Source organism: Nocardia sp. NPDC005998 (genome assembly GCF_040614395.1).
Lineage (GTDB): Bacteria > Actinomycetota > Actinomycetes > Mycobacteriales > Mycobacteriaceae > Nocardia.
This window is the reverse complement of record NZ_JBEXUI010000004.1, coordinates 238,500-259,224: the sequence shown is the minus strand read 5'-3', so window position 1 is coordinate 259,224 and position 20,725 is coordinate 238,500. Positions and strand designations below refer to the sequence as shown.

Below are 20,725 nucleotides of genomic sequence, written 5' to 3'. Positions count from 1 at the left end.
GCGCGCGCCGGAAAGAACACGAGTACAGGACTACTCGTGTTCTTTTCGCGCGGGTGCCGGATTCTGGCGCTGCGTCACCAAAACTGGGTCGGCGTATCGATTTCAGTTGTATCGGAGGTGCGTCGTGTCGGAACCGGCCCGAGCAATGAGTAAGGACCACGCATTCGCCGAGCTCGAACGACTCGCCAGTGAGGACCTGATCCGCTTCGACGGGCCCGGATCACCGGCCCTGGTCGGATTCGCCGGATTCGACCCGCACTCGGGGCGGCACCAACCCGGCGGTCTCGCCGGGGTGATCATCCGCCGCGGCAACACCCCGGTCACTCCCAAGCACCTGGATCCGCGAAATGCGTTGGCGCTGGTGCGATTCTGTCGTTTCCTCGCCGCCAACTTCGGCGTCACCGAGCTGTCGGCGCTCGAGATGGACGGCGGCGGAAGGTATCCGGACGGCACCCCGCGCGTCGACTGTCACGGCCAGGGCCGCGCCATGGATTTCGCCGGGGTCACCATGCCGGTCGGTGATGTATCGCGCAGGATCACCGTGGCGTCGCACTGGGGCACGGTCGAGACCGCCGTGACACCCGGTGGCAGCTGGCCCGGCGGCACCCAGATGCGCTATCGACTCGACGAACCCGATGCGAGTCCGCTCGGCGACCCGGACGGCGATCTCTTCGTCGCCGACTTCTTCCGCAGCGTCTACGATTTCGCGGCCAGTGAATGGCAGGACTGCTCCGACAGTCCCGATCCCGCGTGCGCCATCTCCACCATCGGCGATCCGAGTTTCATCCGGCATCCCGACCATCCCGACACCCGCTCCGTCGACCACATCCACTGCCAGATCGGCAAGTCGGGAACCGAGTGAGTGGACTAGCGTCGACGGTGTGACGCTGGCCGACCGATATCCGTTGCTGCACACGCCGACCCGCTGGGAATGGGGCGGCCTGGACGTCCGGTTCTCCACCGATCTGCCGCCCGACGAACTCGTCACCAATATCCATGTCATCTGCTTCGTCGGCACCGATATCGTGCTGTGCCGCGACGATCGCGATATTTGGATCGTGCCCGGCGGCACCCGGGAAGCGGGTGAATCGATCGACGACTGCGTGCGCCGCGAACTCATGGAGGAGGCCGGTGCCCGCCCGACCGGACCGGTGCGCCCGTTCGGAGCCCACCACACGACCACCGATCGCCCTGCGCCGCATTATCCTTGGCAACCGCATCCGCACAAGGCATGGCTGTGGTGTACGGCGGATGTGGTGCTGGATTCCGCGCCGACCAATCCCGATGATGCGGAGAACATTCTCGAGGTCGGCACATTCGCGCCCGATGAAGCAATGCGCCGGTCCCGAAGCGACGGCGACCATATGGCCGAATTGATCGCCCTCGCAATCGAATTCCATCGGGCATGATCACTTCGGTGCGCGACATCCATTTTACAAAACGCTACGGGGCGTTTCGATTCAGGAGTTGAGTGACCATTGAGTGCGATCATCGTCAGCCATGGCCTCGGAGCTCGCAGCGACAGTGTGTGGTTCCCCTACTTCGCGGCCAAGTTGGCCGCACAGGGACATGCGGTAACGATCCCGAATCTGCCCGAACCCGAAGCGCCCCGGCTGGATTCGTGGCGCAAGACCTTCGCCGAGGCGGCGGCAGCGGCGGGTCCGGCGCGCGATACCGTGCTGGTCGGCCACAGCATCGGCGGCGTCAATGTGCTGCGGATGCTCGAACAGCACGATGTCGCCGCGGCCGGGCAATTCGCCGGGGTAGTCCTGGTATCCACCGCCGCGCACGAGGTCGGCTATGACCTGCTGGCCGAATTCTTCGACGGACCGTTCAACTGGACGCGCATCCGCGGCGCGGCGCGTGAGTTCCGGGTACTGGCGGCCGCCGACGATCCGGTCAACGTGCCCGATCCGGTCGCACATGTCGGACTGCTGGTCCGCGGATTGGCAGCCAGCGCGGTGCTCACCGCCACCGGTAGCCATCTGGGCAACCATCCCGACGATCACATCGAATTGCCCGAGGCCGTTCGGCTGGTCGACGAAATCCTGGCGGCCACCCGATGACTCAGCAGCAGACGAACGAAAACCCCGGTCCTGCTACGCATTCCGCGGGGCCGGTCAAGTGGAAACTGTGGCTGCTGACGGTAGTCGGGATCTACCCGCTGCTCACCGTTCTGGTGACGGCTACCGGCTCCTTGCTCGAGCCGCTGGCGCCGCCGCTACGGCTGGCGATCATCGTTCCGATCGCCGTCGCGGCCATGGTGTGGGTCGTGATGCCGTTCCTCACCCGCCGCTGCGCGCGCTGGCTGACGCGATGACAACGGGTTCCGCACAGCCCTCGTCGCACCTCCCGCTGTAGCGGAACCCCTTCGGATCGGGCACGTCGAGACCGCGGTGGCTTGGGTGAAATCAGGTTGCGCCACATGAACTTTCGGATGCCGTGTACGAGATGACGCACCGAGGTTCGGCGACGACCGGGTCCGCGACACTACGACCTCACCTTGCCAGCGGATCGTGAACCAGCACACGAGTATTCGGGGCCCGCACTACTGGACAGCCCCGGGCTCGGAGGTTCCACTAGAAGTCACCCTCAGCGGGTCGCCGGGCGGAGTAGCCAGGCCCGCAATGCCGCGGTGACCTCGTCGGGGCGTTCTTCCATGATGAAATGGCTGCCGTCGATGCGGACGAGCGTGGCGTACGGGATGCGGTCGGCGAGTTCCTCGGCGGTGCGCATGGGGATGGCCGGATCGCGGTCGCCCCAGATCACGGTCGTCGGGCAGTCGATGGCATCGAGTCCGGCGGCCAATTCCGGCCGGATCCGGACGCGGTAGCCGGACCAGAAGTGCGCGTACCAGCGGCGGCCCGCGGCAGTATTCAGGAAGGCAAGGTACCGGTCCAATTGGGCGGTGTCGAAGGACCCGTTGCGCACGTAGCTTGCGAGACCGATGCGATGCACCCAGCGGATCGGTCGGGTGGTGAGCAGCGCACGCAGCAGTGCAGTGTGTGACAGCACCGTCAGCAATCCGAACAAAATGTAGTACGGCAGCGTAAAAACGCCATGGGCCCGCGAATTCAGAATCGCGAAGCGGCGCACCCGTTCCGGATGACGCTGCACAAAACCCGATCCGAGAAAGCCGCCGTAGTCGTGACAGGCCAGGTCGACGCGATCCAGGCCGAGGGCATCCAGCATGCGGCCGATACGTTCGACCTCGCTGTCATAGTCACAACTGAGCGCCTCATCCCGGTCGGAGGCACCCCATCCGAGCCAGTCCGGCGCGATGACCCGGCTCGATAAGGCGAGCGGCCCGATCTGGTGTCGCCACGCGGCGTGGCTTTCCGGCCAGCCGTGCAGTAGCACGAGCGGATCACCCTGCCCGATATCGACATAGCGCAGCCGCGCACCGTCGACTGTTACCTCCCGCAGTTCGAAGCTCGACTCCGCTTCGCTCTCCAGCTTCATCCTTGATCTCCCGTCTGTCCTGCGCCTTTGGGTATCGTCGCGGATATGACGCGGTCGGCACTTCCAGAAACGTGCGCTTTCGACACGGCGATCACTCCGGCGCGGCTATGGCTACGGCTCGGGCACGCGATCTACATCGGGCCCGGGATGGCCCTTGGCGCGCACTCCACCGCGATCGCCAGTCTCGGGGTGGGACTGGACGGCCCATTCCGCGTCCGCGTCACCGACGCTCCGGATATCAGCGCCCGCAGTTTTCTGTTCCGCGCCCGGGTCACCCACCACGTCCTGGATACCGACGTCCCCAAGCTCTTCTGCTTCTTCGACCCGACCTCGACCAGCATGGCCCGCTGCCTCGGCGGCATGCGGCGCACAGTCAACGGATACCGCACCGACCACCGGCACGAGGCCGAGTTGATCGAACTGTGCGCCGATCCGGCACCGGATATCGACCGGCTACTCGACCTGGCCAGCATCCCGGTCCCCACCATCCGCGATCCCCGCATCGCCGCCGTCGCCGAGGCCATCCGCGCCGATCCGACCCAACAGCAGCGCGCCGCCGAAAAGGCAAGTGCCGCAGGACTATCCACCTCCCACTTCCTGCGCACCTTTGCCGAACAGACCGGCACCAGCTTCCGCCGCTATGTGCAATGGGCGCGCATGCTGCGCGTTGCCAAGGCCTATGCCGCGGGCCATGACCTCACCCGAGCCGCCGTCGACGCAGGCTTCGCCTCCCCTTCACATTTCAGCGACACCTTCCGCGCCATGTTCGGCCTCACTCCAACCGCCTTCACCACCATCAATGGCGAACTGCATATCGACTGATCCGGTACGGGCCTATACATCGAAATAGAGTTCGAACTCGTAGGGGTGCGGGCGGACGTTGATTTCGGCGATCTCGTTGTCGCGCTTGAGCCGGATCCAGGTTTGGATGAGGTCGTCGGTGAAGACATCACCTTCGGTGAGGTAGTCGTTATCGGCTTCCAGGCGGTCGATGACGCTGTCGAGGCTGGGTGGGGTTTGGGTGACCTCGGCGGACTCCTCGGGAGTGAGTTCGTAGAGATCCTTATCGATCGGCGCGGCGGGTTCGATCTTGCGGCGAATACCGTCCAAACCGGCCATCATCATGGCAGCGAAGGACAGGTAGGGATTCCCGGAGGAATCGGGGCAGCGGAATTCGAGGCGCTTGGCCTTCGGATTGGCACCGGTAACCGGAATGCGGACGGCCGCCGAGCGATTGCGCTGGCTGTAGACGAGATTGACCGGGGCCTCGAAGCCCGGCACCAGGCGCTTATAGGAGTTCACGGTCGGGTTGGTGAAGGCGAGCAATGACGACGCGTGGCGTAGCAGGCCGCCGATATAGTGCCGGGCCAGATCGGACAGACCCGCATAGCCCGATTCGTCGTAGAACAGCGGCGTTCCGTCCAGCCACAGGGACTGGTGCACGTGCATACCGGAACCGTTATCGCCGAACAGCGGTTTGGGCATGAAGGTGACGGTCTTGCCCTCGGCCCACGCGGTGTTCTTGATGATGTACTTGTACAGCTGCAGATCATCGGCGGCGGCCAGCAGGGTATTGAATTTGTAGTTGATCTCGGCCTGGCCCGCGGTGCCGACCTCATGGTGCCCCTTCTCCAATTCGAAGCCCGCGTTCTGCAGGTTGGTGCACATCCGATCGCGCACGTCGACGTCGGCGTCGTAGGGAGCCACCGGGAAATAGCCGCCCTTGGCACGCACCTTGTAGCCGCGGTTGATCGAGCCGTCCGGATTGTATTTGGCACCGGTGTTCCAGTCGGCGGAGGAAGAATCCACTTCGTAGAAGGCACCGTTCATCTTTGTGTCGTAGCGCACGGCATCGAAGATGTAGAACTCCGCTTCCGGGCCGAAATAGGCGGTATCGGCGATGCTGGTGCTCTTCAGATACTCCTCGGCCTTGCGCGCGATATTGCGCGGATCACGGCTATAGGCCTCATGGGTATGCGGATCGTGGACGAAGCAGTTCAGATTCAATGTCTTCGCGGCACGGAACGGATCCAATTGCGCGGTGCGCAGGTCCGGCAGCAGCAACATATCCGATTCGTGGATCGACTGGAAGCCGCGCACCGACGAACCGTCGAAGGCGATCCCGTTATCGACCAGATCCGCACCGAACGCTACGGCCGGAATCGAAAAATGTTGCTGTACACCGGGAACGTCACAGAATCGAATATCGACGTATTCGACTTCTTCGGCGCAGATATATTCCAGCACTCCCTCGGTGGTTGCAGTCAAGGCTGCTCGCTCTTCCAGCACGGCTCGCTCCTCGCTCTCGCGGCGCAGGTTGTTCTATCCGCGGATGGCGAGGCGACCGTCCCATCACAACCGGACCGTTCACGGGGTCACGGCAGGTCCTGCTCGCCGAGTCTCACGATACGACCTCGGCATCGGCGGCGGACCCGAATCCAGGCGAGAAGCGGACCGATCCGGCGTGTCCGCAACTGCGGTACGGCCCAGGTCACCGCCGTATCGACCGATAATCTCGCCGAGAACGTCAACGAGCCGTCTGGGTAGCCCGGGCCGAAATTACCTGTCCCCCAATACCGCAGCAGCCCTGGCCATCTCTCGACTCCCCGGCCTGCGCCTGACACGCGATCGAGATCAACCTATGGCGGCATCGCAGAGCCCCAATGCCGCCCGATCTTGGTCTCACCGATCAGACAGCGCTACCGGTTCACCGCGACCACCGTCGCCGAATTGGCGAAGAATCCGGAAGTCCTGACGGCAATCGAGCAAGATGCGGCCGCCGCCAATGGCAAACTCTCCCGGGTGGAGCAGATCAAGAAGTGCATCGTGCTACCCGAGGTGTGGGAGCCGGGCAGCGATGTCCTGACGGCGACCGGCAAACTCGAACGCACCCCGATCGCCGCCCGCCACACGGATACGATCGAGCGCTTGTACTCGTAAGTCCGGGACGGAGAAGTTCATATGATGCCAACGCGGACCCGAGCCTTCGATGATCTGCACCGCAGAGCCACAGCACTGGTCGACGGGTCCTACGCGTCGATGCCGCCGTATCCGCGGCTACCGCAGTCACTGGTGGAGACCGATTTCGCGCGCGGCAGCAAGCTCAATGTCGATCTGTTCTTCGAGTATCTGCGCGGGGGCACCGACCCCTCGGAGGAGGACACCAGGGAACTCGTCGAGTTGGCCATCGACCGGCTCCGCGATGGCACACCCCTGTCGGAAGTCCTGGACCACTATCGCCTCGGCGCGGCCTTCATCTGGGAGCGGCTGCGCGAATCGGCCACCGCCGCCGAGCTGGACCTGATGCTCGATGCCGCACTGGTGCTGCTGAAGTACATCACGCTGGTGACCACCCGCATCGCCACCGCGGCCACCGAGCGCGTACACGATCCGCGCTGGGAACTGGTGGAACGGCGCCGCGGCATCGCCGACGCCCTGCTCACCGGGCGCGATCCGGTCGAGTTGGCCAATGATCCCGTCATTCCGGTCGCCGATGCGTTTCTCGTCGCGGTCTTCCGCTTGCGCGGCACCCGTGGCGGACACGCGTCGGCGCTGCGGCACCGGGTGGAGGCGATTCCGGGGGTCTTCCTGCGGCCGGACGCGGGCGGATGGACCGCACTGATCCCACTGCAATCCGGCGACGACGGCAGTGCCGCACTCGGTGGCCTCACTGCGCGACTGCCCGCTCATCAGCCCGATCAGTCGCCGCCGTACTGGGTCGGTGTCGGCGCGGCGGCGAGCAGGGCGGAGATTCCGGCCCAATTCGCCGAGGCGCGGGTGCTCGCCGAATTGGGCCGCTGCCTGGAGCGTCGCGAAATCCTCTGCCGCCGCACGAATTTGCAGTTCGAGTACACGGTCGCGGTCAGCGATGCTGCCCGCCCGGGCCTGGCCTCGGTGCTCGCACCCCTGGACACCCAGCCGATGCTGGCGGAGACACTCGAGGTGTTCGTCGACAGCGGGTTCAACCAGTTGGCGACGGCGCGACAACTCAGCGTGCATCGCAACACCGTGACCTACCGGCTGTCCCGCGTACACGAACTCACCGGCCTGGACCCGCACCGTCCCGCCGATGCGATGACGCTGTCCGCGGCTCGGCTGGCCCGCCGTCTCGAGTCCGCCGACTTCGCCCCCTGACTGCCCGAACGCGCACTCGGCCGACCCCGGCTATGCTGGCGCGTCTTCCTGCACAACGCGGGCGGCGACCGACCCCCCGCATTTCCCGCGCGCCCGATTCCCGGACCCCCTACTGCCCGTGCCTTGATCACCGAGTTCCTCGAACGCGTCGCCGTTACCCTGACAGCGGCCGGGTGACCGGGATAGTCTCCGTGAGGGATCCGATTCGGGATTCGCAGTCACCCGGGAGCATCCGATGATGAAGGCTCTGGTTACCAACGGGGCAGCCACCTCCGCCCGATCCGTGCACTATGCCTCCGGGACTCCCGGTGAATTGCATTGGGAAGGTACCGCACTGCTGCGCGCTGGCGTGCTGGCCTTCGGCGGCAGCATCGGCCCCACCGCATTGCACGCCCACCACGCCGTACAGGTGCTCGCCGCGTGCACGCCGGTGGTCGTGGTGGATGCCAGCGGCAATCGGCATCACGGCACCCATGTCATCGTGCCCGCCGACGCACCGCATCGCATTGCCTCCGGCGCCGAACGCGGCACCGCCATCTATCTCGACCCCGAATCCGTCGCGGGGGCGGCCGCCGACCGCAGGGCCCACAACTACGGCTGGGCCGACAGCGCACATTCGCTGCCGATCGACCCGGAGCGGGAAACCCTGGCAGAGCTGGTCGCCGAGGTCGTCGACGATCTCGAACGCGATGATTCGCAGAATATCGAGCGGGGCCGCCACGAGGCGGTCACCGAGGCGCTCGAGCTGCTGCCGTCGCTGGTCGGCGACGGACCGATCCGCGGTGCGGAGGTCGCGCGTCGGGTCGGCATCTCCGCGACCAGGCTCACCCACCTGTTCACCGAGCAGGTCGGAATTCCATTGCGCCCGTACATACTATGGCTCCGACTACATGTGGCGATCTCCCGCGTCCGCTCCGGCGACGACCTGACCGCCGCCGCCCACGCCGCCGGATTCGCCGACAGCTCCCATCTGACCCGCACATGCCGCCGCACCTTCGGTCTGCCCCCGTCGGCGCTGAGTCGCCGCGTCCAGTGGGATCTCGGCGACGCACCCTAGGTCGACCGAATTGTTCAAGTGATCGCGGGCCTCGCCGACCAGGCTTGGCCTAATGACCACCGCTATCCGCACCCCCATACAGCGTCTGGCGCGCTCGACCAACTCGTCTACCCGTTCACAGCGGACGGCGGCTGCGAAATGTAGTCCCTACGTGGCCGATCGATGCCGCAGGAACCAGGCCGTGGATTCGCGCTTGCACAGCAGCACGATGATGGCGAACGACAGGCACAGGCCCGTCAAACCCGGCAGCGGGCCGACGGCCATCAGACCGAGGCACAGGAATCCGGAAACGGCCGCGAGCGCAACGCCGACCACCTGCACGGTCCGGCCTACCATGGCGAAGGCGAAGGCGACACCGCCGAGCAGCCAGGCGGACAGATAGCCGAAGGCGATCGCGCCCCCGAGATCCGGATTCCCGGTAATGATCGAGACGCCGATCAGTGCCACGCCGAGTCCGGCCAGGAACCAGGACAGGGCCCGGGCCATGCGGACCGATGGGGGCATGATCTCCGGTGATCCCGCGAAACCGTAGTGGCGCGGGTCGTAGTCGGCATATTCGGAACTCGCCGGGTCATCGGAGAAAGAGTCGTACGAATTCACGGCACTGCTCCTTCGATAGATGAGGACATCATCAATTCGGTGAGCGCCGGGTCACTATATCGCCGGGATGGGTCGACGGCCGGTAAGCTCTTGGCATGTTCTCGCGGGTACATCTGATGGCGTTTGCGGTTGTCGCACTCGTCGTCCCCGCATTCGCCCTGACGGCTCCGGCGAATGAACCGGCGGCACTGGCCGTCTTCGGTGTCATCGCCGCATCGCTGGCCCTGACACTGGGCGCATTGCGGAGCCCGCAGCTGCCGGTGGCGCTGGCCCACTCGGGTCCGCCGCCTTCGGCGCAGCGCCGCCGCCGGGGTTCCTTCCTGCGCCAGAGCAATCCCGACACCGCGGGACGGCCGCGCCCCCGAGCACCCGGATCCGCCACCGCGTAGCGACTGCTCGCGAGTCGCTGCGTACCGCCTGGTCTTCAGGCGATTCGGCCGACCGTTCCCATCGACGTGCGCACATTCGCACAGTCAGGTGCTCCCATGCTCGACTTCATCTACTATCCGGTGTCCGCCATTCTCTGGGTGTGGCATACCGCCTTTGCCGCCGTCCTCGGCCCCGCCAGTGGCATCGCCTGGGTGCTCGCGGTGATATTTCTCGTCATTACCCTGCGGGCCGCGCTGTTCTTTCCGTTCCTGAAACAGGCCCGCACCCAGGCGGTCATGCAGCGATTGCAGCCGCGCGTCAAAGCCATTCAGCAGAAATACAAAGACGATCCACGTCGCAAGAACACCGAAATCCAACAGCTGTTCACCGATAACGGCGTCAATCCCTTCACCAGCCTGATTCCACTGGTCGCCCAGGTTTTCGTCTTCATCGGACTGTTCCATGTGCTGCGCTCATTCGACCGCACCGGCACCTTCGACTACCTACCGGTCGGCCGCGCCGCAGCCATGACGGCCGAACAGAATGCCGCCACCGCGAATTATCTCTTCGGCCCCACCGATGTGCAGTCGTTTCTGCACGCCGACCTGTTCGGTGCGCCGCTGTCGGCAACGCTCGCCGGTGCGGGCGAATTGCTCTCCACCGTGGCGATCGTGGCGCTACCGCTGATGCTGATCGCCGCTGTCGCAACGCATTTCACCGCACGTGCAGCAATGGGTCGCCAGACCGGGACCACGGCGGTCCCCTTCATGCGCACTCTCAGCCTGTGGGTGTTCCCCGCCGCCGCGATTGTCGGCGGCGCGATGCTGCCGGTGGCGATCCTGCTGTACTTCGTCACCAACAATGCATGGACGCTGGCGCAACAGCATGTCGTCTACCGACGCCTCGATGCCGAAACAGCCGCCGAGGCAACGCAGGTCGCCGCGCGTCGTGTTGCCGCGGCCCCGAAACCCGGCGTAAAACCCGAGCGGCAACGGCGGTAATAAATCACTCGCGCGCCCCGGTCGTGATGCCTATGGTTGTCGAAGATCGAGTCAAGGGGCGCACCGGAATCTCCGGCCCGCGTTCCCCGTGTCGGGCTCGGTCTCAACCTGGCGAAGGGCGAAAAGCCTGGATGGGGTTCGATTCCTCTGCGATGCCACTCGGTTCCGGTCGGATACGGAAAGCGGCTCTGCGGGCTCCGCGGCTCCGGCCGCGGGACGCCCCCGCCGCGATTCCGTGACCGGGACCGGGTGACATTCGAAATAGCAAGGCCAACAACGACACACACCGCGGGAGGAGTGAAGATATGTACACGACGGTTATGGCATGGCAGCGGACGCTGCTGTACCGGGACGGCACACTCGAGCGAGTGCTCGAGCCGGGACGCCACCGCTACGACGACAAGCGCTGCACACTGATCGTCGTGGATATGCGCCCCCGGCTGCTGACCGTCAGCGGCCAGGAACTACTCACTCGCGACGGCCTCGCGCTGCGGGTCAGCTATGCGGTGAACTGGCAGGTCACCGACCCGGAGCAATTCACCACCGGCGCACAGTACCCGGAGCAGGTGCTCTTGATGCCGAAACCCCCTGCCCACTGGGACAGGGGGTTTCGGTGACTCGACAGGGGCTACTTACGCCTGACGAGCCTGCAAGTAGTAGGTGGCCGACATCGCCTTCAGCACCTGCCGGATGACCGGTGGCGCCCACCGCACCGACGGGTCGCTCTGCACCACCGGATCGATGAGCAGCACGACCGTGCGCTTGGTCTCCAGCTCGAAACCGCCTGCGGCCGTGATGTTTTTGACCCAGTCGACATCGCGGCCGTACGTCAGCGCGATGCGATAGACGCCGTCACCGTCGAACGCCACCACCGGAGTTCTATAGGGGCGCCCAGATTTTCGTCCTTTGTGGACGACCATGCTCATCGGCGGAACCCGACCGGCCAATCGGCCCAGGATCGGATTGGTGACATGGCGGTTCAATTTCGCAAGTGCTCGCGGAAGCACCATCGGGAGCGGTCCTCTCTCAGGGTGGAGTGCGGTGATCAGGTTACCCTCGACCGGTGGCTGTGCACCCTCACTCGGAGATGATCGCCGTCTATGACGCCGCGGGCCGCGAGATCGGCGCGGCCGACCGGGCCACCGTCTATCGCGACGGGATCTGGCATGCCAGCGCGGGCGTGCTGGTGCGCTCCGGCGACGGTGAACGGATCTATGTGCACCGTCGCACCGAGACGAAGATGGTGTTCGCTGGCATGCACGACTGCCTGGCCGGTGGTGTCGTCGATCCGGGCGAGACCCCGGCGCAGACCGCGCTGCGTGAACTCGCCGAGGAACTGGGCATCATTCTGCCCGCCGACGCGCCCCCGCTACCGCTACGGGCCCGCGCGTCCTGGGACGGTATCTGGCAGGGCGCACCGATGCGGTGTCATCTGTTCGCCTATGAGCTGCGCTACGACGGACCCATTCGCCACCAGCCCGAGGAGATCGCGGACGGCTGGTGGTGGACCGATGCCGAACTCCGCGCACATCTGGCCGATCCGACGTGGGCGTTCGTACCCGACACCCGCATCCTCACCGGCCAACTTCTCGCCTGATATGGCATCGGCCCATCAGGGTCGTAGACCTGATGGGCCGATGAGCCGCAAATCCGTCAGGCGGCACTGCCGCTCATAGCACCCATGACCTGGGTAAAGAGGTTTGCGACGACTTCGAGGAGCTCCATGTACATTCCCTTGCTGGACCCGATATGAAATTTGCATTCTGCATGATCGAGATGTCCAGCAGGTAAGGAGGCCGTGAAGTCGGGCGACTACCCCGAGGACGCCACCGATCCGGCCCAGGCGGCGAAGGCGCCCGGATTGCGGGTCTGCAGCAGGACCCGGCCGGGTCCGGTGAAGTCGAAGACGAAGCCCTCGCCCGACTTCAGCGACTGGATGGACCGCCCGGAGACCGCGCGCCGGATGGTGAAGTTCATGGCCAGGTCATAGGCCACCACATGCCCGGTATCGATGGTGACCGGCTCACCCGGCTGCAGATCGATGACATCGATTGCGCCGAACACACCGACGACCACCTCACCGTCGCCGTGCGCGCGCAGACCGAATCCGCCCTCACCACCGAACAGGTTCGCGAAACCACCCCACTTGCCCTCCACCTGGACGCCGTGCGAATTGGCGATCCAGCCGCCGCGGCTGATGAAGAACGGCCGATCGGGCGTGATCTGCAGATTCAGCATGTCACCGGGTAGTGCGGGTGCCACGTCCACCCAGCCGCCCTGCGGCGGTGCGGTGAAGGTCGAGACGAAAAACGACTCGCCCGCGAGCACCGAGCGCTTCAGCCCGGCGAGGATGCCGCCTTCGGCCTTGGCCTGCAACGAAACTCCCGCCGAATGCGCGACCATGGCGCCGCTCTCGACCCGCATCGGCTCGCCGCCCGCGAGGAAGCACCGAGCGACCGCAGAGGCCGGACTATGACGCAGTTGTACCTTCATACGCCGACCCTACCGGCTGATTCGCACCGAAAGGCGGGCCGAATCGAGGCCGATATCAGGGGGTTTCGGGTCAGCTCAATGAACGCAGCGTTTCCTCGTCCCTCGCGACCACCGCGCCACCGTCCGGGGTGAGCACGATCGGGCGCTGGATCAGCTTGGGATGCGTTGCCAGCGCCTCGAGCCACTTATCCCGATCGGCCGGGGTGCGTCCCCATCCGGGCATGCCCAGATCCTTCGCGATCTCCTCACCTGTCCTGGTGATGTCCCACGGTTCGGCTCCCAGCCGCTTCAGCACGGCGCGCAGTTCCGCAACGGTTGGCGGATCATCGAGGTAGCGCCGCACCGTGTACGCGACGCCCGCCTCGTCCAGGCGCGCGGTCGCGTTGCGGCTCTTGGTGCACCGCGGGTTATGCCAGATCTCGGTCTGCCCAGATGTCATGGCTTCCAATTAACCATGGCCGCCGGGTTTCGGTCCGCACCGGCCGACCGAAACCCGGCGCACCTGGGGGCGCGCTGGTATCTGGCCGCCTGGGATCGCGACCGCGCGGACTGGCGCACCTTCCGGGCCGACCGCATCCGCCCCGTCACACCGACCGGGCCCCGATTCGAACCCCGTGCGCCTGCTCGGCGGGGATTCCGCTGCACATGTCGCCAGCGGTGTGGCCCGCAGGTGGCCGTCGCGCCATCATTCGGCTCGCGGTGCCCGCCGAATCCGATACCGCTCGTTCGGCGGCGATCCATGGCACCGTCGAGCCGATCTATGCGCACAGCTGCCGCTCGGATATTGGCGCGGACTGCCCGCAGTCGCTGGTTCCTGCTCGCCGCGATCGACGCCGATTTCCGGATCGAGGACGGCGACGAGCTGGCGGCACATCTGCGTCGGATCATGGTGCGCTGCCGCTCCGTGCTCGACTGAACCGATTACAGGTGCATCCAGTTCGGCCACACCTCGGACCACGAATGGCGCAGGCCGGTGCAGGTCCATACCGTGACGTCCTGGGTGTTGCCCGGGTAGCCGATTCGGCTGTCCACCTTGGCGACCGGCGCGCAGTTGTCGAAATCCCAGTGCAGGAGGCCATCGTTGACGCCGACGGCGATGACTGCCGACGCGGTGTCGGGGGGTGTGCCGAAGTATCCGAAGCCGCGGCTGGGGCTGTAGATCGGGGGCAGGTTGGCGCGCTCGAATTGGTCCAGCGCGCTGGCTTGCCAGTAGGTGTCGGTGACGATGATGGCGTCGGCGCGTTCGGCCGGGGTGAGCGAGTCATAGGCCTTGCTGACGGCGGAGGTCAGCTCCGGCCAGCCGAATTCGCCGTAGACGCCGATATTGATGGCGGCCTCGGCGGCATTGGCGGGCGGCTCGACCTGGGCGGCGCCGCGCCATGGAGTCGACCAGAGCAGAAAGCCCGTGGCCACCGCGGCGAGCGCAGCACCGGCACCGGCGACCCAGCGTCGCGGTACGGGATCCAGTCGACACGCCAATTCATGGAGACCGACCGCACCCGCGGCGAGCACCACACCGTACATCCCGGCCATGTAGTAGATCCGCCCGCCGACCACCAGAAAGGTGGCGACCAGTATCAGCAGGGTCGCGCCGAGGAACAGGTACGGCCGCAGCGAGGTATGGAACAGCAACGCCCACACGCCGTACATCAGCAGCACCGCGCCGAAGTACCCGGCCAGCAGCACCGCGAGCGGCACGAACATCACCCGACCGCCGAGAATGCCCTGTTCGCTGCTGATCACCCCGCCCATCGACAGCTGCGGCCAATCCTGGCGTGCCTGCCAGATCAGCGACGGCACCGTCGCCGCGACCACGATCGCCCCGCCGAGCCACAACAGCGGCCGCCGCACCAGTTCGCGCGGGCCGCAGATCAGCGAAGCCACCGCGACCGCGATCCAGAAGAACGGAATCAACCATTTCACCTGCATATCGACCGCGGTCACCAGGGACGCGCACAGCAGCAGGCGATCGCGGCGGGTCCGCACCCAGCGCACGATCAGCCAGGTGATGATCACCCAGAGCACGGTATCGACCGCATTGGTCGTCAGCATCTTGCCCTGGAGCAGCAGGTACGGCGAGGTCGCGTAGCCGATCGCGGCGAAGATCTGCGCACCGCGGCCGCCGCCGAGTTCCCGCGCTATCACCGCGCACAGCACGACACCGAGCACGGTCAGCGCCACCACCGGCAGCCGCAGCACGAAGAAATTGCCCGGTGCGATCGTGTCAATCAGGCGCGCCAGCATCGGCAGCACCGGCCCCTGATCGGCGTAACCGAACGAGGGCCGCCGCCCCGCCGCGAGAAAATACAGCTCATCGCCGAAATAGTCGTACCGGCTCGCGGAGAACAGCAGGACCGCAAGCGCCAGCGCCGCGACTGCGCCGACGCCAGCGATCGCCAGCGCCGGACGCTCCTCGGGCGAGGTGGCCAGCTTCTGACGATCTTCGATATCGGTCACGCCAGCTCCTGGAGGAGTTCCGAGGTGGACGTATCGAATCTAGCGGGAAATGGCCGTCGCGGACTACCCGCATGGTCGGTCCGCGCGGCCTGCCATTACCGCACGTATTCGTCGGCGATATCGAGCACCTCGTCGACAATATCCAATCCGGTGCGCAGCTCATCCGCCGTCGTGGTGAGCGGCGGTGCGATCTGAAAGCGGTTGCCCGCGTTGAACGGCCACAGCCCGCGTTCCTTGGCGGCGGCGGTGACCCGGTTCATCGGTTCGGCGGCCGAACCCGCGGCGGCGAACGGAATCAGCGGTTCCCTGGTCTGTGGGTCGCGCACCAGCTCCAGCGCCCAGAAGAATCCGAGACCCCGCACCTCGCCGACACTGGGATGGCGAGATGCCAAGTCCGCCAGCCCCTTTCCGAGCACATCGGCGCCGACCGAGCGGACATGGTCGAGAATGCCGTCGCGTTCGAAGACACCGATCGAGGCAACGGCCGCCGCGCAGGCCAGGGGGTGGCCCGCGTAGGTCAGCCCGCCGGGATAGACCGTATTGTCGTAGCGCTGAGCGATCCGCTCGGCCATCAGCACACCGCCGAGCGGGACGTAGCCGGAGTTCACGCCCTTGGCGAAGGTGATGATGTCGGGTGCCACGTCGAAGGCCTGCACCGCGAACCACTCGCCGACCCGGCCGAATCCGACCATCACCTCATCGGCGATATAGACGATGCCGAATTCGTCGCACAGCGCCCGCACACCGGCGAGATATCCGGGCGGCGGCACCAGAACACCGTTGGTGCCGACGACGGTCTCCATGATCAGCCCGGCGATGTGCTGCGGCCCCTCCAACTCGATGACCTGGCGCAGATGCCGCAGCGCCGCCGCCGTCTCTTCCTCGGGAGTTGTTGTTTCCCAAGGAGATCGGTAGGGATACGGCCCGAAGAAGCGGACCACGTCGACATTGGTCGGCTCCGCACCCCAGCGCCGCGGCTCACCGGTCAGACCGATGGCGACACCGGTGCCGCCGTGATAGGAGCGATAGGCAGCCAACATTTTGGTGCGGCCAGTGTAACTGCGTGCCAGTCGCACCGCATGTTCGACGGCCTCGGCACCACCGGTGGTGAACAGTATGCGATTCAGCTCGCCGGGTGCGCGTTCGACGATCAGCCTGGCCAGTTCGCTGCGCGCCTCATTGCCGACGGTCGGTGAGATGGTGGTGAGCTTCTGCGCCTGTTCGATGATCGCGGCGACGATATCCGGATGCTGGTGGCCGATATTGACATTCACCAGTTGGGAGGAGAAGTCGAGGTAGCGCTTACCGCTCTCCTCCCAGAACCACGAACCCGACGCGCCGACGATCGGGACCGGATTCAGTGTGGCCTGGGCGCTCCAGGGATAGAAGACATGATCGACCACCTATTTGCCGCCTTCGGTCAGGGTCACCTGCTGCGGCGTGAATCCCGATCCGGTGACGTCGGTGCCACCGGATTTCAGCAGATCCAATGCCTTGGTGACGTATTCATTGGTGAACGCGCCCGCGTCGGGATCCTTCTTCAGCACCGTGACACCCTCCTGATTCTTGGTCTCCTTGGCGATTTTCACGGTGCGGTCCCACGCGGTCTTATCGATCATGCCGACACCGTTGGGCGAGGGCCAGATCAACTTGTTGACCTCATTGATCTGCCACTGCTGATGGGTCGAGCCGAGGGTGCTGCCCGCGGCCACCGTGATATCGCGGCACTTGTCGACATGGTCGCGGCAGAACGCCCAGCCCTTCAGCGAGGCCGTAATGAATTTCACGGTCTGGTCCTGGTATTTCGAATCCTTCAGCCTCTCCGAATTCGCCCAGATCGCGTCCTGCAGCATGGCCACGCCCTCATCGTTCCAGTCGATGGTGGCGAAATCGTCTGCGGTGTAGAGCTTTCCGGTAGCCGGATTCTTTGTCTCCAGCAGCTGGGCGTACTCGTTGTAGGACATGGCCTGGGCGGCATTGATGTCCTTGGCGAGGAAGGCGTTCATATCGAACTGCTGCTGGACCAGCTTCACGTCCCTGGCCGGATCAATGCCCGCCTTCGTCATTCCGGCGAACAGCTCGAATTCATTGCCGTAGCCCCAGTTTCCGACGGTCTTGCCGCGCAGTGCGGCCGGGCCCGAGATATTGTCGGACTTGAACGAGACCTGCTTGGTGCCCGAGCGCTGGAAGACCTGGGCCACTTCGGTAATGCCCGCCCCGGCCTCACGGGAGGCGAGCGCCTTGGGCACCCAGGCGATCGCGTAATCGGCTTGGCCCTGCGCCAGCACCGTCTGCGGCACGATATCGGTACCACCGTCGAGGATTTCTACGGAAAGGCCCTGCTCCCGATAGAAGCCCTGGTCCACGGCGGCCAGATAACCGGCGAACTGGCCCTGTTTGAACCACTGCAGCTGTAACCGGACCTTGGTCAGCCCTTCGGCGGTGGTCCCCGAGCTGTTGTCGGTGGTGCTGCAGCCGGTCAGCGCGGCCGCCACCAACGCCGCCAGCGCGAGACAAGCACGCAAACGCCCTGTGTTACTTCTCATTTCGATCTCCCAAAGATATTACGAATCAGGATGGTCCGAGGTCGGCGGGTCAGTTGTTCGAGGATCAGCACGACGGCGAGGAAGAGCAGGCCGACGATCATGGCGCCGACCACATAGGCCCACGCCCGTGGATAGGCGGTATTCGCCGCGGCCGAGGTGATCCGACTGCCGAGCCCGTTCTGCAGGCCGCCGAAGTATTCGGCGATGATGGCCGCGATCACCGCCCCCGGCGCCGCAATGCGCAGACCGGTGAACAGGTACGGCAGCGCGGCGGGCAAGCGCACCATGCGAGTGATCTGCCAGCCGCCGGCCGCATACGAGGTCATCAGATCGGCATGCACCTGCGGAACCTGCCGCAGACCACGCGCGGTGCTGACGAACATCGGGAAGAACACCACAATCGCGACCACCATGCGGCGCGGAGTGTCGGTGGTGGTCGAGTACATCGAATTCAGCAGCGGGGCGAGCGCGACGATCGGTACCGCGGCCGCCGCGGCGGCCAGCGGCGTCAATAGGCCCTCGACCAGCCGGAACCGCACCGCCAGCATGGCCGCGACAATGCCGAGGACGGCGCCGACCAGTAATCCGATGAGGGCATTGGTGCCGGTGGCGGTGGCGGCATCGACGATGCGGTCGAAATTCTCGGTGAACTGTTTCGCTATCGCGGTTGGTGCGGGCAGCAGGAACGAGGGCACGCCGGCCACTACGGTCAGCACCTGCCACAGCGCCAGGCCGCCGACGCCGAAAACTACCGGTGGTAGCCAGGTTCTCATCGCATATCCCGTCCCGCCACGATGATGTCGGTGGCCTCGTGTCCACCGCGCAGCGCGGTGCGAACCGCGGCGACGGCCTCGAAAAAGGCCTCGCTGGAACGGATATCGTCGCCGCTGACGCCCGCCTCACGGCCCCAGCCGCCGGTCGGCACGATCTCGGTGATGCGGCCCGGCCGCGGTGACATGACCACCACGCGGTCGGAGAGGAAGACCGCCTCGGGAATCGAGTGCGTCACGAAGACCACCGCGGCACCGGTCTCTCCGGCGATGCGCAGTAGTTCGCCCTGCATGCGTTCGCGGGTCATCTCGTCCAACGCGCCGAATGGTTCGTCCATCAGCAGCAGCGAAGGCTTGCGGGCCAATGCCCTGGCGATCGCCACGCGCTGTTGCATGCCGCCGGACAGTTCCGCCGGATAGCGGTGGGCGAAATCGGTGAGACCGGCCATTTCCAGGAGTTCCGCACTGCGCTTGCGTCTGTCGGCCTTGGGGACCCTGTGCAGTTCGAGGGGCAGTTCGACATTGGCCTGTACGGTGCGCCAGTCGAGCAGGCCCGCCTGTTGGAAGGCGATGCCGTAGTCCTGGTCGATCCTGGCCTGCCGAGCGGATTTGCCGTGTACGGTCAGGCCGCCGCTGGTCGGCTGTTCCAGATCGGCGATGATGCGTAGCAGGGTGGATTTACCGCAGCCGGACGGCCCGATCAGCGAGACGAACTCCCCCGCGCGCACTTTCAGCGAGACATCGGTCAGCGCGGTGACCGAACCCGCGTCGAAGATCTTCCCGACATTCGTGAGGTCGACCGCCGCGACATCATCGGCCTCGACGCCGACCGGATCCGATGCCTCGATCGGCTCGTCGGCCGCCTCGGTGTGCGCGGCGGCCGATTCCACTTTCCCGGTCAACGGGTACCTCCTGAAGAGCCGCGCGCCCCGGCGGGACGGCTGTAACGACGTAGTGCCAGTTCGGCCAGGCCGACGACGGCGGTGACGGCGACACCGAGCAGTGCCGCGGCGAGCACGGCCGCGTACAGCCGAGCCGCATCGCCGGTGGCCTGCTGTGCGAAGACAATGATCTGGCGGCCGATACCACCCGCTGTACCGGTGGAGATCTCCGCGACCACCGCACCGATCACCGATGCCGCCGCGGCCAAGCGCAATGCGGGCAGGAAATGCGGCACCGCGGCGGGAAACCGCAAGTGCACCAATGTCTCCCACCAACTGGCCGAGTAGCTGTGCAGCAGTTCCACCGACGCCTTCGACGGTGCCTGCAGGCCGCGCAGCATGCCGACCGCGACCGGGAAGAAGGCCAGATACGACGCGATGACCGCGATACTCATCCACGGCCGCCACGGCTGCCCGGCGATGACGATCTTGCCGCCCCATCCGGCCACCAGCGGCGCCAGCGCGATCAGCGGAACCGTCTGCGAGACCACGATATAGGGCAGCAATCCGCGCTCGACGAAGGCGAAGCGCTGCATCACCACCGCGAGGGCTGTGCCGACCAGGGTGCCGATCGCCAGTGCCAGCATCGCGAGCCCGAAGGTGAATCCGGCCGTGCGCAGCAGTGTCGCACCGACGGTGCCGGTGCCGTCCTTATCGCCGAGTACGGTGATGACCGACCAAACATGTGGCAGCGCAGCATCACTCGTGCGCGGCAGGATCCGGGTGTCACCGATGCTCACCCCGCGCTCGGGCACGAAGTACTTGACGAGCTCCCAGACCGCGATGACCAGCACCGCAACGCCGACCGCATAGCCGACCTGCCGTGCCCGCATTGCTCCCGCTCTCATCGATCACCCGCCGATACCGCAACCGGCTCCGCCTCGGACTCCGCGAG

At 65.7% G+C, this 20,725-nt stretch carries 25 protein-coding genes and 1 pseudogene; 14 read left to right on the top strand and 12 right to left on the bottom strand.

Annotated features, from left to right (window positions below; translation table 11 throughout):
• Positions 1-145 precede the first annotated feature (145 nt).
• The 4 genes from ABZ293_RS09595 (at position 146) to ABZ293_RS09580 (ending at position 2,320) form a co-directional block, all read left to right on the top strand.
• Positions 146-862 (top strand): hypothetical protein, encoded by a 717-nt coding sequence (locus tag ABZ293_RS09595; RefSeq protein WP_355178972.1) that lies wholly within the window; start codon positions 146-148, stop codon positions 860-862.
• A gap of 19 nt (positions 863-881) precedes the next feature.
• On the top strand, positions 882-1,409 hold the full coding sequence (locus tag ABZ293_RS09590) for an NUDIX domain-containing protein (RefSeq protein ID WP_355178970.1): 528 nt from the start codon (positions 882-884) through the stop codon (positions 1,407-1,409).
• 69 nt (positions 1,410-1,478) lie between these two features.
• On the top strand, positions 1,479-2,066 hold the full coding sequence (locus ABZ293_RS09585) for an alpha/beta fold hydrolase (protein ID WP_355178968.1): 588 nt from the start codon (positions 1,479-1,481) through the stop codon (positions 2,064-2,066).
• The gene (locus ABZ293_RS09580) at positions 2,063-2,320 is read left to right on the top strand and encodes a hypothetical protein (RefSeq protein ID WP_355178966.1); all 258 of its coding nucleotides are present in this window, start codon (positions 2,063-2,065) and stop codon (positions 2,318-2,320) included. Before ABZ293_RS09585 ends, ABZ293_RS09580 begins: the two co-directional genes overlap by 4 nt.
• A gap of 272 nt (positions 2,321-2,592) precedes the next feature.
• Here the strand turns inward: ABZ293_RS09580 and ABZ293_RS09575 are convergent, their stop codons facing one another.
• Positions 2,593-3,462, bottom strand: a complete 870-nt coding sequence (locus ABZ293_RS09575) for an alpha/beta hydrolase (protein ID WP_355178964.1) — start codon at positions 3,460-3,462, stop codon at positions 2,593-2,595.
• 45 nt (positions 3,463-3,507) lie between these two features.
• On the opposite strand from ABZ293_RS09575, the gene ABZ293_RS09570 reads away from it, so the two are divergent.
• Positions 3,508-4,284: an AraC family transcriptional regulator gene (locus ABZ293_RS09570; RefSeq protein WP_355178962.1), complete on the top strand. Its 777-nt coding sequence runs from the start codon at positions 3,508-3,510 to the stop codon at positions 4,282-4,284.
• A gap of 12 nt (positions 4,285-4,296) precedes the next feature.
• Here the strand turns inward: ABZ293_RS09570 and glnA are convergent, their stop codons facing one another.
• Positions 4,297-5,730 (bottom strand): type I glutamate--ammonia ligase, encoded by a 1,434-nt coding sequence (glnA, locus tag ABZ293_RS09565; RefSeq protein ID WP_355179127.1) that lies wholly within the window; start codon positions 5,728-5,730, stop codon positions 4,297-4,299.
• Positions 5,731-6,138: 408 nt separating this feature from the next.
• Here glnA and ABZ293_RS09560 point away from each other — a divergent pair, with 408 nt between their 5' ends.
• From ABZ293_RS09560 to ABZ293_RS09550, 3 genes are all read left to right on the top strand, one after another.
• Positions 6,139-6,402 (top strand): fatty-acid--CoA ligase, encoded by a 264-nt coding sequence (locus tag ABZ293_RS09560; protein WP_355178960.1) that lies wholly within the window; start codon positions 6,139-6,141, stop codon positions 6,400-6,402.
• Positions 6,403-6,423: 21 nt separating this feature from the next.
• Positions 6,424-7,596, top strand: coding sequence for a helix-turn-helix domain-containing protein (locus ABZ293_RS09555; protein ID WP_355178958.1), 1,173 nt, complete (start codon positions 6,424-6,426; stop codon positions 7,594-7,596).
• A 238-nt stretch (positions 7,597-7,834) separates the two neighbouring features.
• Positions 7,835-8,653, top strand: coding sequence for a helix-turn-helix domain-containing protein (locus ABZ293_RS09550; RefSeq protein ID WP_355178956.1), 819 nt, complete (start codon positions 7,835-7,837; stop codon positions 8,651-8,653).
• Positions 8,654-8,800: 147 nt separating this feature from the next.
• On the opposite strand, the gene ABZ293_RS09545 is transcribed toward ABZ293_RS09550, so the two are convergent.
• Positions 8,801-9,253, bottom strand: a complete 453-nt coding sequence (locus tag ABZ293_RS09545; protein ID WP_354957990.1) for a hypothetical protein — start codon at positions 9,251-9,253, stop codon at positions 8,801-8,803.
• 95 nt (positions 9,254-9,348) lie between these two features.
• Here ABZ293_RS09545 and ABZ293_RS09540 point away from each other — a divergent pair, with 95 nt between their 5' ends.
• The 3 genes from ABZ293_RS09540 (at position 9,349) to ABZ293_RS09530 (ending at position 11,240) form a co-directional block, all read left to right on the top strand.
• Positions 9,349-9,642 (top strand): DUF6412 domain-containing protein, encoded by a 294-nt coding sequence (locus tag ABZ293_RS09540; protein ID WP_355178954.1) that lies wholly within the window; start codon positions 9,349-9,351, stop codon positions 9,640-9,642.
• A gap of 96 nt (positions 9,643-9,738) precedes the next feature.
• Positions 9,739-10,623, top strand: a complete 885-nt coding sequence (gene yidC, locus ABZ293_RS09535) for a membrane protein insertase YidC (RefSeq protein ID WP_355178952.1) — start codon at positions 9,739-9,741, stop codon at positions 10,621-10,623.
• Between the two features lie 305 nt (positions 10,624-10,928).
• The gene (locus ABZ293_RS09530) at positions 10,929-11,240 is read left to right on the top strand and encodes an SPFH domain-containing protein (RefSeq protein ID WP_355178950.1); all 312 of its coding nucleotides are present in this window, start codon (positions 10,929-10,931) and stop codon (positions 11,238-11,240) included.
• A 15-nt stretch (positions 11,241-11,255) separates the two neighbouring features.
• Here the strand turns inward: ABZ293_RS09530 and ABZ293_RS09525 are convergent, their stop codons facing one another.
• The gene (locus tag ABZ293_RS09525) at positions 11,256-11,633 is read right to left on the bottom strand and encodes a nitroreductase family deazaflavin-dependent oxidoreductase (RefSeq protein WP_355178948.1); all 378 of its coding nucleotides are present in this window, start codon (positions 11,631-11,633) and stop codon (positions 11,256-11,258) included.
• Positions 11,634-11,710: 77 nt separating this feature from the next.
• Here ABZ293_RS09525 and ABZ293_RS09520 point away from each other — a divergent pair, with 77 nt between their 5' ends.
• Positions 11,711-12,220, top strand: a complete 510-nt coding sequence (locus ABZ293_RS09520; protein WP_355179125.1) for an NUDIX domain-containing protein — start codon at positions 11,711-11,713, stop codon at positions 12,218-12,220.
• A 215-nt stretch (positions 12,221-12,435) separates the two neighbouring features.
• On the opposite strand, the gene ABZ293_RS09515 is transcribed toward ABZ293_RS09520, so the two are convergent.
• Both ABZ293_RS09515 and ABZ293_RS09510 read right to left on the bottom strand, forming a co-directional pair.
• Positions 12,436-13,116 (bottom strand): TIGR00266 family protein, encoded by a 681-nt coding sequence (locus tag ABZ293_RS09515; protein ID WP_354957996.1) that lies wholly within the window; start codon positions 13,114-13,116, stop codon positions 12,436-12,438.
• Positions 13,117-13,186: 70 nt separating this feature from the next.
• Positions 13,187-13,555 carry an arsenate reductase family protein gene (locus ABZ293_RS09510; RefSeq protein WP_355178946.1) on the bottom strand — a complete coding sequence of 123 codons (369 nt, stop codon included), beginning with the start codon at positions 13,553-13,555 and terminating at the stop codon, positions 13,187-13,189.
• Positions 13,556-13,627: 72 nt separating this feature from the next.
• On the opposite strand from ABZ293_RS09510, the pseudogene ABZ293_RS09505 reads away from it, so the two are divergent.
• Positions 13,628-13,738: pseudogene (locus ABZ293_RS09505) on the top strand (WYL domain-containing protein); the annotation flags it as partial.
• Between the two features lie 138 nt (positions 13,739-13,876).
• Positions 13,877-14,032, top strand: a complete 156-nt coding sequence (locus ABZ293_RS09500) for a hypothetical protein (protein WP_355179133.1) — start codon at positions 13,877-13,879, stop codon at positions 14,030-14,032.
• Positions 14,033-14,037: 5 nt separating this feature from the next.
• Here ABZ293_RS09500 and ABZ293_RS09495 read toward each other — a convergent pair whose 3' ends face one another.
• The 6 genes from ABZ293_RS09495 to ABZ293_RS09470 form a co-directional block, all read right to left on the bottom strand.
• The gene (locus ABZ293_RS09495) at positions 14,038-15,573 is read right to left on the bottom strand and encodes a glycosyltransferase family 39 protein (protein WP_355178944.1); all 1,536 of its coding nucleotides are present in this window, start codon (positions 15,571-15,573) and stop codon (positions 14,038-14,040) included.
• A gap of 95 nt (positions 15,574-15,668) precedes the next feature.
• Positions 15,669-16,976, bottom strand: a complete 1,308-nt coding sequence (locus ABZ293_RS09490) for an aspartate aminotransferase family protein (RefSeq protein ID WP_355178943.1) — start codon at positions 16,974-16,976, stop codon at positions 15,669-15,671.
• Complete coding sequence (locus ABZ293_RS09485; RefSeq protein ID WP_355178941.1) at positions 16,977-18,119, bottom strand: ABC transporter substrate-binding protein; 1,143 nt, start codon at positions 18,117-18,119, stop codon at positions 16,977-16,979.
• Positions 18,116-18,892 carry an ABC transporter permease subunit gene (locus ABZ293_RS09480; RefSeq protein ID WP_355178939.1) on the bottom strand — a complete coding sequence of 259 codons (777 nt, stop codon included), beginning with the start codon at positions 18,890-18,892 and terminating at the stop codon, positions 18,116-18,118. The genes ABZ293_RS09485 and ABZ293_RS09480 overlap by 4 nt, the downstream gene beginning before the upstream one ends.
• Positions 18,889-19,791 carry an ABC transporter ATP-binding protein gene (locus ABZ293_RS09475; protein WP_355178937.1) on the bottom strand — a complete coding sequence of 301 codons (903 nt, stop codon included), beginning with the start codon at positions 19,789-19,791 and terminating at the stop codon, positions 18,889-18,891. The genes ABZ293_RS09480 and ABZ293_RS09475 overlap by 4 nt, the downstream gene beginning before the upstream one ends.
• Positions 19,788-20,663, bottom strand: a complete 876-nt coding sequence (locus ABZ293_RS09470; protein ID WP_355178935.1) for an ABC transporter permease subunit — start codon at positions 20,661-20,663, stop codon at positions 19,788-19,790. The genes ABZ293_RS09475 and ABZ293_RS09470 overlap by 4 nt, the downstream gene beginning before the upstream one ends.
• Positions 20,664-20,725 lie beyond the last annotated feature (62 nt).